The sequence below is a fragment of the Terriglobus roseus genome, from assembly GCF_900105625.1.
Classification (GTDB): Bacteria; Acidobacteriota; Terriglobia; order Terriglobales; family Acidobacteriaceae; genus Terriglobus; species Terriglobus roseus_B.
The window spans coordinates 3,719,244-3,731,124 of the sequence record NZ_FNSD01000001.1; the positions used below are offsets into that span (position 1 = coordinate 3,719,244).

Genomic DNA, 11,881 nt, shown 5'->3' on the forward strand with positions numbered 1-11,881 from the left:
CATGGATCTGAAGAACAAACGCGTCCTCGTTGTTGGACTTGGTAAGAGCGGTGTTTCTGCCGCGCTTTATTTGCGCCGGCTGGGCGCGCGTGTGACCGTGAGCGATACGCGCGCGGGCGAGGCGCTGGCGAAGGAGATTCCCGCGCTGCTGGACGCCGGCGTGATGGTGGAGACGGGAGGTCATGGCGTGCTGACGTTCCGGCGGCAGGACTTGATTGTAGTGTCGCCGGGGGTGCCGCTTTCTACGCCGGAGATCCAGCAGGTGATGGCATTCGGTATGCCGCTGATCGGCGAGGTGGAACTGGCTTTCCAGGGGCTGCTGGGCAAGGTGATTGCCATCACCGGCTCAAATGGCAAGACCACGACGACGTCGCTTGTCGGTCACATTCTTGCGCATGCCGGGCTGGAGAGGAAGGTGGGCGGCAACATTGGCCTGCCCGTGGTGGAGCTGGTCGAAGGATCGACGGAGAAGACGTGGAGCGTGCTGGAGGTTTCGAGCTTTCAGCTGGAGACGATCGACACCTTTCGGCCGCACATTGCGGCAGTGTTGAATATCACGCCGGACCACCTGGATCGTCATGGATCGTTTGAGAACTATGCGGCTTCCAAGGCTCGGATTACGGAGAACCAGACGTCCGGTGACTTCCTGGTCCTGAACGCCGAGGACAAGTCGACGCAGATGGTGGCGGCGAAGACGAAGGCACAGATCTACTGGTTCAGCGGCGTTCGCCGCGTGAAGCAGGGGGCGTTCGTGCATGGGGATGGCGTGTACTTCCTGGCGAAGGAGGGCGGAACGCCGGAGCCGGTGATGCCGGTGTCGGAGATCCCGCTGCCGGGTGCGCACAACGTGGAGAACGTGCTGGCGGCGATCGCGATGGCTCGTCTTGCCGGGGTTTCCGCGGAGGTGGTGCGCGAGGCGGTGGGTTCGTTCACGGCGGTGGAGCATCGTCTGCAGTTCGTTCGCCAAGTGCGTGGCGTGGCCTATTACAACGACTCAAAGGCCACGAATGTGGATGCGACGGCAAAGGCGCTTGCGTCCTTTGCCAGCGGCGTGCGCGTGATTCTTGGTGGCAAGGACAAGGGTTCGGATTACACCCTGCTCGTTCCACTGTTGAAGGAGCGGACGGTTGCCGTTTATACGATTGGTGCGGCGGCTTCGATCATCGCCTCTCAGATCGGGGAAGATGTTGTGCTGACTCCCGCGGGGACTCTGGCAGAGGCGGTTCGTTTGGCTTCGCTGACTGCGAAGGCTGGTGAGACGGTGTTGCTGGCTCCTGCCTGTGCGAGCTTTGATCAGTTTACGAGTTATGAACATCGTGGGCGGGTGTTCGTGGAGTTGGTTGAGGCTTTGCGGGGCGACTGACTCCTCGTTTGCTTTGCATCCTGAGTGGAGCGCAACGGAGTCGAAGGACCTGCATTCCGTTGGCGGCGGCAGAAATGTTCTCGGCATTCCCTCCACATTTCTGGCGCGCTAAATAGGATGCAGGTCCTTCGACTGCACTTCGCCGCGCTTCGTTTGCTCAGGATGACAAGCCTGTGGTGAGCCGGGAAAGATGGTTCACTTCGCGTGAACCATGCGAGGTACCTTGCTGCATTCGGGGTGCATCTTTTCCGTGTGGGAAGCCATAAGCTTCAGGGTGTATGGCGAAGCGTGTTGGCGCGGATAAATGGCTGTTTGGTACGGTGCTGGCGCTGGTGCTCTTCGGCCTGGTCATGATCTTTTCGACCTCGGCGGTCATGGCAAAGGCGCAGTTCGGATCGCCCTATCACTTTGTCGTGAACCAGATGGTCTTCGTCGCCTTTGGCATTGCGGCGCTCTTCATCCTGATGCGTGTGGATTACCGCAAATACAACAATCCCAAGGTGGTCTTTCCCGCCATTGCCATCACGGCGATCCTGCTGCTGGGCGTGTTCTTCATGGGCGGCATGAATGGTGCGCATCGATGGATCCGCGTGGGCGGATTGACGCTGCAGCCCTCTGAACTTGCCAAGCCGCTCATCGTGCTGTTTCTTGCCTACTTTCTGCAGAGCCGCATTCACCAGATCGATGACTGGCGCGGCACGCTCCTGCGTGCGATCGCCGTGCCGCTGCTGTTCATCCTGTTGATCCTGAAAGAGCCGGATCTGGGCACGGCTCTGGTGTGTGCGGGCGTCACGGTGCTGATGCTGCTGCTGGCGGGCATTCAGATGCGGTGGATCGGACTGGCTGCCGCCGTTGCAGCACCGCCGCTGTACTGGATGCTGTTTCATGTGGCCTTCCGGCGTGCGCGCATGCTGGCGTTCATCAATCCCGATGCGGATCCGCGCGGAGCCGGTTTCCACATTCTGCAGTCGCTGATTGCCGTCGGCACGGGTGGCTTCTTCGGCCGCGGCCTGACAGAGGGCATGCAGAAACTGTTCTACCTGCCGGAGCCGCATACCGACTTTATCTACGCAACGGTCTGTGAAGAGCTTGGTCTGCTGGGCGCTTTAGCGCTGCTGGCAGGATTTGTGTTGCTGGGGTACCGCGGCTTGCGCGCGGCGTATCTGTCGACCGATCCGTTTGCGCGCTTCTTCGCCTTCGGCCTGACCTGCGCGATCCTGATCCAGGCGTTCTTCAACATCAGCGTTGTCCTGGCTCTGCTACCCACCAAAGGCATCACGTTGCCGTTCATCTCGAACGGCGGCACCAGTGTGTTCATCACGCTGGCGAGTATGGGTGTGCTGCTGAACATTACGCGCGAGATTGACTAGTGCAGCGAGTCAGCAAGTCAGCGAGTCTGCGAGTCAGCCTTTGCCTGCCGCTCCGTGAGGGTGGGGGCTGCGTATGAGTCTGCGTGTTCTGATGGCCGGTGGTGGCACTGGCGGCCACATCATTCCGGCCCTGGCGATTGCGCGTGAGTTGCGCGATGCGCACGGCGCCGAGGTTCGGTTCGTAGGTACGGAGCGTGGGCTTGAAACGCGCATGGTGCCGGAGGCGGGCTTCCCGCTGGATCTGATTCATGTTGGACAACTGAAGAACGTCAGCATGGCCACGCGCGTGAAGACGCTGGGCGATCTGCCACGTGGCATTGTGCGCTGCGCTGGCCTGCTCAAGAGCTTTCAGCCGGATGTGGTGGTCGGTGTCGGTGGTTATGCGAGTGGCCCCGCGATGATGGCGGCTCTGCTGCTGCGTGTGCCTACGCTGGCGTTTGAGCCGAATGCGACGCCGGGCCTGGCGAACAAGCTGGTGGGCCGATTTGTCAGTGCGGCTGCCGTAAATTTTCCGGAGACTCTGCGGTTCTTTCGCAACGCGCGTGTGACGGGGATCCCGGTGCGGCCGGAGTTCTTTGCGATTACGCCTGCACCCCCTTCCGGTGCTCGGCGATTGCTGGTGATGGGTGGGTCGCAGGGTGCTCGTGCGCTGAACGCGGTGGTGCCGCAGATCGCTGCTGCGCTACTGGATGCGGTGCCCGGGCTGACGATTGAGCACCAGTGTGGTGCGCGGCATGTCGAAGCGACGGAGACTGCGTTTGCCGCGAGCGGTGCGGATACTTCGCGTTACGTGGTCGCAGCATTTCTGCAGAATGCTGCGGAGGCGATTGCCGAAGCGGACCTGCTGCTGTGCCGTTCTGGCGCGAGTACGGTGGCGGAGTTGTGTGCGGCTGGGCGTCCTGCCCTGTACGTGCCGTTTCCACAGGCTGCGGATGACCACCAGCGTAAGAATGCTGAGGCGATGGTCGCTGCCGGTGCGGCGGATCTGTTGGTCGAGCAGGGGATGACGCCGGAGGTGCTCTTCCATAAGCTGATCGCGCTGCTCGGCGACCGTGCCCACCTGGCTGCCATGGGTGCGGCGGCAAAGGGTGTAGCGCATCCGGACGCTTTGCGGGTGATTGGCAAGATGGTGGTTGCGCTGAAACGGTCTTAGCGGGTGAGGGAATCCCACGGGCGCTGAAGCCCATCCTTCACGAATTGAAATGACAGGGCTAAAGCCATGCCCCTTCGAGATCTCGCACATGGATCGATCGCATGGCAAACGGAATGCCGTGGAAGGAAAGAGAAAAGGCCCGGCAGTTGCCGGGCCTTTCTCTTTTGACCCTCTGGGGGAGGGACCCTGTTTAGCGATGACCGCCGCCACCGCCGCCGTGGAAACCACCGCCGCCACCGCCACCGTGGAAGCCACCACCGCCGCCACCGCTAAAGCCGCCACCGCCGTGGAATCCGCCGCCACCACCGCTGCTGAATCCACCGGCGCGTGCTCCACCGAAGCTGCCGCCACCACCGCCTGGTGCAGAGAAGCTACGAGCACCGCCGCCCATGTTGCCACCGCCGGAGAAGCTGCGGGCTCCGCCGCCGGCCTGTGAGAAGCCGTGCTGACCGCCGCCGTTGAAGTTCTGACCACCCGCAAAGCCTCGTGCGCCGCCGTTCATCTGACCGCCGCGATTGAAGCCGCCACCGTTCACGGAGCCACCTCGGAAGCCGTTTGAGCCTCCATTGAAGCCGCCACGGTTGCCACCGCCGTTGAAGCCGCCACGGTAACCGCCGCCGTTGAAGTTGGCGCGACCGAAGGCCGCTCCGCCGCCGTGCAGGTTGCCGTGGAAACCACCGTAGCCGCCGTTATAGAAGTGGCCGCCGAAACCCGGTCCGAAGTGGTTTACGCCGCGGTTGTACCAGAAATGACCTCCATTCCAGTAACCGCCGTAGTAGCCCGCGCCGAAGTAGCCGAAGCCGTAGTTAATGCCACCGTAATAACCGACAGACGGGCCCCAGTAGCCGGCATTCCAGAGGTAGCCGCCGCCGTAACCCGGGCCCCAGTAACCAGGCGTCCAGAGCGAGCCGACATAGGGCGGCATGACCCATGCTCCTTCCACCCAGTAGTAGTCGTTCGCAGCGTCGTCCCAGGCCCAGTAGCCGGGTGTCCAGATGTAGCCGTCGCCAGGTGCGGGTGGCTGGTCGTATTCGGGAATCGGAGGCGGCGCACCGAAGCTTGCGCCCACTTCAATGGCCTGCGCGTGTGCCGTGCCGGTCGTGAAGGCAGCCAGAGGAGCCGCTGCGAGTGCAGCAACTGCGAGCAATTTTGCCGTCCGTCCCATTTTGATTTTCGTGTTCATTTGGTTCACCTCTCCCGTCGTCCTCGCCGTTTCCCGTCGGCGTTCGGCGGTTTCTCCAGAGACGGTCGCCTACTTGCCTCGGCGCTTGTGCGGCCTTGAGGTGCAGGTTCATTGGTTAGAACACAGGATTGGGCCAGGGGTTGCGGTGCTGCGAAGGCAGCCCGAGCTTACGCTCGATGCCTGACGATAAACGGACAGGGGTATGGCGTTGTGCGCCATACCCTCTGTTTTGCCCCATTCTTTGAATCGTTTTAAGCGGAGGCAAGACCTATCGCGGACGGAAGTTCGCGTTCGCCGGTCCGTGTTGATCGCGCATCGCTCCACCATTGTTGGCAGGAGGTTGCGCCGGACGTCCGCCGTTGTTGCTGCCGGGAGCGGGTTGATTGACCATGGGTCTCTGCTGGACCGGTTGCGCTGGGGCAGGCTGGGCCTGCGGCGGCATGGGCCGTTGCTGGACCGGTTGCTGCGGCTGCTGTTGCACTGGTTGCTGCTGCGTCGGCTGGAACTGACGCGGCTGCATCTGTCCCGGCTGGCCGCCGTTGTACCGGCCGCCGCCCTCCTGCGGGAATGGCATGCGGGGTGGGTTAGCAGGCTGGGGACGAAAGCGACCGTCACCCGGCTGGAAGTTACCGCCGCGCGGGTTTCCCGGCTGCCCAGGCTGACCCGCCTGCCCAGGCTGTCCCGGTTGAGCGGGCTGTCCCGGTTGAGCGGGCTGCACGGGTTGTGCAGGTTGTCCCGTCTGACTAGGCTGATTCGGACGTCCGGGCTGCTGGCCGTTAAAGCCGTTACGGCTCCCGTTGCCGTTGTAGTTCATGCCGTTGTAGCCACCGTTTGTGCGCGGATCGACCGTTTGCGTTGCATTGCCACGGTTGTCACCGTTGAATCGATAGTCGGCAGCTCCGCGGGTGTCCACCCCGCGGTTGTCGCCACCGGGACGGTTCTGGCCGTTAAAGGCCCCGCCGTTGTTGCCGCGGGTGAAGTTGGGCGGGTTGGTGGGTGCGCCCTGTGCGGGTGCTGCGCCCTGGCGGAATCCATTCGCATTCTGAACGGGGCGTGGCGTAGCGGCTGCGGGCGGAGCGCCGTGGTTGAAGTTGGAGAACTGCCCGCGATCCTGCCGGGCGAAGTTCTGTTGGTTCCGCTGGAAGCCGGTAGCGTCGAAGTGGTGTTCGCGGAAGGCCATCTCCTCACCGCGGCTGGGACGCACATTGATGCCTCCGGGGCCGTTGTAGGCGAAGCGGGGGCCGCGATTAATCCATTCCGGACGCATCGGTCGCACGTAGGTGTTGTGCACGAACGTAAGGTTGATGCGGTTGATCGCCGTGTTGTAGAAGAAGCGGTCGCCGTTCCAATAGCCGCCCTCGTAACCGGTGCCGAAGTAGCCGAAGCCATAGTTCACGCCTCCGTAAAAGCCGACGTGTTCGCCCCAGTAGCCGTTGTGAAAGCCGTAGTAGCCGTTGTCATACGCCCAATAGCCGGGCGTCCACAGCAGGCCCGGTTCGGGCGCCATGACCCATGTGCCGGGAACCCAGTAGTAGTCCTGCACCTGGTCGTCCCAAGCCCAGTAGCCGGGCGTCCACAGGTAGCCGTCGCCAGGTGCCTCTGGCTGGTCGTACTCAGGCAGGGGCGGCGGGGGGACCTGCGTGGTGGCTCCAATATTGATGGAAAGCCCAAACTGCGCCTGAAGAGGCGCTGTGACCGCGCTGGATGCGGCGATAGCGAGTGTTGCGGCAAGTACGCGGCGGACGTTCATGGTGTTGCTCCCTTTTGCCGTAACCGCCCCAGGAATGGGTGAGGTCGGCGATGCTGGTAGGAACGCAGTTTCGCGACATATGTTGTGCCAAGACGCTGAAAAGAAATGCGCGAAGCCACCCAGGCGACGTTCACACTGCTAGATTGATCTCTGGTTTGGATACGGGAGAGGGAACGACCTTGTTTGCAGCGGCACAGCGCGTGCACTTTATCGGCATTGGCGGCATCGGGATGAGCGGCATCGCAGAGATTTTGCTGAGCCTGGGCTTTCCCGTGAGTGGGTCTGACCTGCGGACGTCGCCAACGACAGACCGCCTTCGGAAGCTTGGCGCAGCCATTTTTGTCGGCCATGCTGCCGACCAGGTGAAGCCGTCGGACGTTGTGGTGATCAGTTCGGCGGTGGCGAAGGACAATCCTGAGGTTCTCGAGGCGCATGCGCGCAAGATTCCGGTCATTCATCGCTCGGACATGCTGGCCGAGTTGATGCGACTGAAATATGGCGTTGCCGTGGGCGGCATGCATGGGAAGACGACGACGACGAGCATGATCGCGGCGGTGCTGGACGCGGGCGGGCTGGATCCGACGGTGGTGGTCGGCGGCCGGGTTGATATGTTCGGGTCGAACGCGCGAGCGGGGCAGTCTCGCTACCTGGTGGCGGAGGCGGATGAGAGCGATCGCAGCTTCCTGAAGCTGTCGCCGATCCTCGCGGTGGTCACGAACCTGGATCGCGAGCACATGGAGAACTACCGTGACATGGCCGACGTGGAACAGTGCTTCGTCGACTTCATGAACAAGGTGCCGTTCTACGGTGCGACAACCGCGTGCATCGACGATCCGATGTTGCGGGCGATTCTGCCGCGCGTGCAGCGACGTGTGATGACCTATGGCGAGAGCCCGGAGGCGGACTTTCGGCTGGTGATCCTGCCGAAGGAGACGGACAGCTACTCCAGCTTTGAGGTGAACGCGCGTGGCATCGTGCTGGGGCCGTTCAAGCTGCATGTCCCTGGCAAACACAACGTATTGAACGCGACGGCAGCGGTGGCGATCGCTGTGGAACTCGGCGTTCCGCCCAAGCAGATTGCCGCAGGGCTGGCACGCTTTCGTGGCGTGGACCGTCGTTTCCAGACGAAGGGCGTTGAGCGAGGCGTCACGGTGGTGGACGATTACGGACACCATCCCACGGAGATTCGCGCCACGCTCGCGGCGGCTCGGGATTGCGGCTTTAAAAAGGTGCACGTACTCTTTCAGCCGCATCGGTACACGCGTACTCGAGATCTGTTTGATGACTTTGTGACCGCGTTTGCTGGCGCGGATCGCGTGGAGATCGTCGATATCTACGCGGCCAGCGAGCAGCCGATCGAGGGGGTCACAGCGCAGTCGCTGGTTCGTGCAATGCGTGCGGTGGGGATCGACGCCAACTACGCGGCAAGCTTTGACGCAGCGGCGCTTCGGTTGAGCGAGGTCGCGGCGAAGGGCGAAGCCATCCTGACACTGGGTGCCGGGAGTGTTTCGCAGGCCGGTGCGACGATTCTGACAGCGTTGAAGCGGTAGCGGCTGAACGACAAGCCGGGTGCGCCCGCCAGCGTCTGATAAAACTTTCCATTACCCACGTAGGTTCCCCACGTCCGGCGATGACCGGAAGGGTGACATCCTAGCGCTGTAAGATGGCCGCAGGCGATTCTCCGCGGCCCGGCTCAGGCATGCGGAAGCTACATCAGTTCGGTGGGACGGCAGCGGTGTTGGACGCTGACGACGACGCAGGTCCGCACCCGGAGTCTCCGGCGTTGCGGATCGTGGCGGAAGCGCCGCGCCCGCGCCGCGAACTGGTCGACGACTACGCGGACGACGCCGACACGGAAGCTTATCTCCGAGCCAGCGGTCGCAACCGCCGCATCCGCCGCGGGTTGATCCCAAAGACGCGTAACGGCTGGATCGCCGCAGGTGTCGGCGTCGTGCTGGCGCTCGCTGCGATTGCTGCCGGCGGCTATGCCGCGGTGCGCTTTATGACGACGAACGAGAAGTTCCGTATGACGTCGTCTCAGAACGTTGAACTGGATGGCAACAGCCACCTCTCCCGCGCGCAGATGCTGAGCGTTTTTGGCGAGGACGTAGATGGCAACATCTTCCGCGTGCCGATGGAGCAGCGTCGTCTGCAGCTGGAACAGATGCCGTGGGTCGAGCATGCGACGGTGATGCGTCTGCTGCCGAACCGCATGCGTGTGCATGTCATTGAGCGGGTGCCTGTGGCATTTGTGCGGCAGGGCAGCAACATCGGGCTGGTCGATAAGAGTGGCGTTTTGCTCGACATTCCGCCGGACGCGCCCGGTAATCCCAGCTACTCCTTCCCTGTGGTTACGGGCGTGAAGGCGGAGCAGGAGCCGGAGGCTCGCGCGCAGCGTATGCGGCTTTACGCGGCCTTCCTGAAGGACCTGGATTCCGACGGTAAGAGCACCAGCGCCCTGTTGAGTGAGATTGACCTGTCGGATCCGGAAGACGTGAAGGCGTTGATCCCGGACCATAACAGCGAAGTTCTGGTGCACTTTGGCACGGAGAACTTCCTGTCGCGCTACAAGCAGTTTGAGGAGCACATTGCCGAGTGGCGCTCGCAGTACACGCGACTGAGCAGTGTGGACATGCGCTATGAGCGGCAGGTAGTGCTGCAGATGCCGCCCAAGGATTCCACTGTGGGCGGGGCCACCGGCACACCAGATGCCGCCGCGCAGAAGACGGATATAGCCGCGCCTCCCGCAAAGACCCCGCAGGCTGCGAAGGCCGCACCTGAAGCCGCAGCTCCAAGGGCACTTGCCGCGACCGCACAGGCCAGGCCCGCGGCGGCGAAGCCCGCTGTTGTGAGACACACAGCGCCGAAGAGCAGCGCGAAGCCGACACATCCTGCAAAGCCCGCGACGAAGTCCGCAGCGAAGGATGCTGCGACGCACAAACGCGTCGAAGCTATCAAGGCATGGATGGCCAAACGTCACGCAGCACAGGCAGCAGGCAACTAGCATTTGCCAGTGAACTCGCTTCCTGATCGCAGGGGGCATCTGGAAGGGTGCGGGTAAGTAAAGGAACGCCCCGTGGGTCCGTCGACCCCGGTTATCATGCACCCAAGGGACCCCGCCGTGAAGGAAAAGAACGACAACCTGATTACCGTTCTGGATGCTGGCAGTTCGAAAAGCTGCGTCCTGGTGGCGGAGCTGCAGGATGGCGTTTTGCGGTATCGCGGCCACGGCATCGAGAAGTCGAAAGGCATGCGAAAAGGTCTGATCGCGGAACTTGGACCGGCGGCCGACGCGATCAATCGCGCGGCACTGACCGCCGAGCGCATGACCAAGATGGGCATCGAGACCGCAGTAGTTGGCGTCGGTGGAACGCACGTGCGAGGCATCAACTCGCGTGGCGGTATCTCCATGGGAAGCCGGATGCGCGAGATCACGCGTGAGGAAGTTCGCGCAGCGGTCGATCGTGCGCGCTCCGTAGCGCTTCCGGCCGATCGAGAGATTCTGCACCTGCTGCCGCAGGAGTTCATCCTCGACGACCAGCCTGGCATTCACGACCCCATCGGCATGGTGGGCACCAAGCTTGAGGTGAACCTGCACCTGTCCACGTGCAGCGGCGGCGTTGCGCAAAGCGTGGTCACCTGCGCCAATCGTGCAGGGCTTGAGGTTGTGGACACGGTCTACGAAGGACTGGCATCGGCAGAGTCGGTGCTGAGCGCGGACGAGCGTGAGCTTGGCGTTTGCATTGCCGATATCGGCGCCAGCACGACGGAGCTGGTGGTGTTCTTTGAAGGATCAGTTGCCCATACGGCAGTCCTGCCGATCGGTGGTGATCACTTCACGAACGACCTCGCGGTCGGTCTTCATGTGAGCACCGAAGAGGCGGAGCACCTGAAGCTGACCTACGGCAACTGCGTTGTGACCAGTGTTCCTTCATTGAACGAGATTGAAGTTGGCGGCAACCTGGCCACCGGCGGCAGTACGGCTCCGCGGCTGGTGCGGCAAAGGTTCCTGGCGGAGATTCTGGAGCCGCGTGCACGCGAGCTGTTCACCATGTTGCGCGACAACCTGCGGCAGGGCGGCGTACTGGAAGCTCTCGGGACAGGAGCTGTTCTGACGGGCGGCGGCGCCAAGCTGCCTGGATTGCTGGACGTGGCAGAAAGCCTGCTGCGCACCCCCGCGCGCGTCGGTTCGCCGGTCCCACTCTCCCGCATGCCTGCAGAACTGGCCCATCCGGAGTTCGCTACGGCCATTGGAATGCTGCTGTACACCCATCGGACGCAGGTTCGCCGCGCCAGTGAAGAGATGGGCTTGAAGCAGAAGCTGAAGTCTATCTTTGCGGGTAGCTTCTAATGGTCATGGGCTGAATTGGCAGGAGAGGCCGAGGCCACTTCGGTAGACTAGAGTTCATGACTTTCCGGCATCTGCTTTCCCTGGCCACGCTCGTCGTTGGCTCCTCGTTCGTCGCGCACGCCCAGCTGGGTGTTTATGGCACCATTACCGGCGCACGGGCTACGGGTGTGCAGTGTTCCAGCGCCACGACAGCGTGTCCCGGCGCAGGGACCGACAACGTCATCGGCGGTGGTGGCGGCGTTTACTACGACTTCATGACGATTGGTCCGGCGCGGCTTGGCATCGACCTTCGTGCCAACTCGCTTCGGGGCAACAAGGCGGCCTCGATCCCGATTGCGGGCGATAATGCGGTGCGCATGGATTCTGTGCTGGGAGGCGTTCGCGCCAGCTTCCACACACCGATCAAGCCGCTGCGCGCGTATGCGCAAGCCTCCCTGGGTTGGTCGCGTCGCGTCAATCCGCAGCCATTTGGTTCTTACAACTTCCTCGCCTACCGTGGATTCGTCGGGTTGGAAGTCAATGCGCTGTCATTCATGGACCTACGTCTGCCAGAATTTGAGATCGGCCAGAACATCGGCCGCAACGGTCAGCCGACCAATGGTGTGCAGGCTGTGAGTGTAGGCGTAATCTTCCACATGCCGCGGCATTAGGAAGAGGCGATCTTGAGCAAAAGAAGGGCACGGCGGAAGCCGTGCCCTTCTTTTGCGTGCA

At 62.6% G+C, this 11,881-nt stretch carries 9 protein-coding genes; 7 read left to right on the top strand and 2 right to left on the bottom strand.

Annotated features, from left to right (window positions below; translation table 11 throughout):
* Window position 1: 1 nt before the first annotated feature.
* The 3 genes from murD to murG all read left to right on the top strand — a co-directional run bounded on the left by murD (window position 2) and on the right by murG (window position 3,886).
* Window positions 2-1,363, top strand: coding sequence for a UDP-N-acetylmuramoyl-L-alanine--D-glutamate ligase (murD, locus tag BLW03_RS15500; RefSeq protein WP_074654921.1), 1,362 nt, complete (start codon window positions 2-4; stop codon window positions 1,361-1,363).
* A gap of 278 nt (window positions 1,364-1,641) precedes the next feature.
* Entirely contained in the window at window positions 1,642-2,733 is a 1,092-nt protein-coding gene (ftsW, locus tag BLW03_RS15505; RefSeq protein ID WP_074654923.1) for a putative lipid II flippase FtsW, read from the top strand.
* A gap of 73 nt (window positions 2,734-2,806) precedes the next feature.
* Window positions 2,807-3,886 (top strand): undecaprenyldiphospho-muramoylpentapeptide beta-N-acetylglucosaminyltransferase, encoded by a 1,080-nt coding sequence (gene murG, locus BLW03_RS15510; protein WP_244502115.1) that lies wholly within the window; start codon window positions 2,807-2,809, stop codon window positions 3,884-3,886.
* Window positions 3,887-4,076: 190 nt separating this feature from the next.
* Here the strand turns inward: murG and BLW03_RS21155 are convergent, their stop codons facing one another.
* Both BLW03_RS21155 and BLW03_RS15520 read right to left on the bottom strand, forming a co-directional pair.
* Entirely contained in the window at window positions 4,077-5,069 is a 993-nt protein-coding gene (locus BLW03_RS21155) for a YXWGXW repeat-containing protein (protein ID WP_074654924.1), read from the bottom strand.
* A gap of 268 nt (window positions 5,070-5,337) precedes the next feature.
* On the bottom strand, window positions 5,338-6,819 hold the full coding sequence (locus BLW03_RS15520; protein WP_074654926.1) for a YXWGXW repeat-containing protein: 1,482 nt from the start codon (window positions 6,817-6,819) through the stop codon (window positions 5,338-5,340).
* Window positions 6,820-6,998: 179 nt separating this feature from the next.
* Here BLW03_RS15520 and murC point away from each other — a divergent pair, with 179 nt between their 5' ends.
* The 4 genes from murC (at window position 6,999) to BLW03_RS15540 (ending at window position 11,820) form a co-directional block, all read left to right on the top strand.
* On the top strand, window positions 6,999-8,369 hold the full coding sequence (murC, locus tag BLW03_RS15525; protein WP_074656063.1) for a UDP-N-acetylmuramate--L-alanine ligase: 1,371 nt from the start codon (window positions 6,999-7,001) through the stop codon (window positions 8,367-8,369).
* Window positions 8,370-8,518: 149 nt separating this feature from the next.
* Window positions 8,519-9,823 (top strand): cell division protein FtsQ/DivIB, encoded by a 1,305-nt coding sequence (locus BLW03_RS15530; protein WP_244502116.1) that lies wholly within the window; start codon window positions 8,519-8,521, stop codon window positions 9,821-9,823.
* Between the two features lie 96 nt (window positions 9,824-9,919).
* A complete protein-coding gene (gene ftsA, locus BLW03_RS15535; RefSeq protein WP_083350568.1) occupies window positions 9,920-11,170 on the top strand; it encodes a cell division protein FtsA in 1,251 nt (416 codons plus the stop codon).
* 56 nt (window positions 11,171-11,226) lie between these two features.
* Complete coding sequence (locus BLW03_RS15540; protein WP_074654929.1) at window positions 11,227-11,820, top strand: hypothetical protein; 594 nt, start codon at window positions 11,227-11,229, stop codon at window positions 11,818-11,820.
* Window positions 11,821-11,881 lie beyond the last annotated feature (61 nt).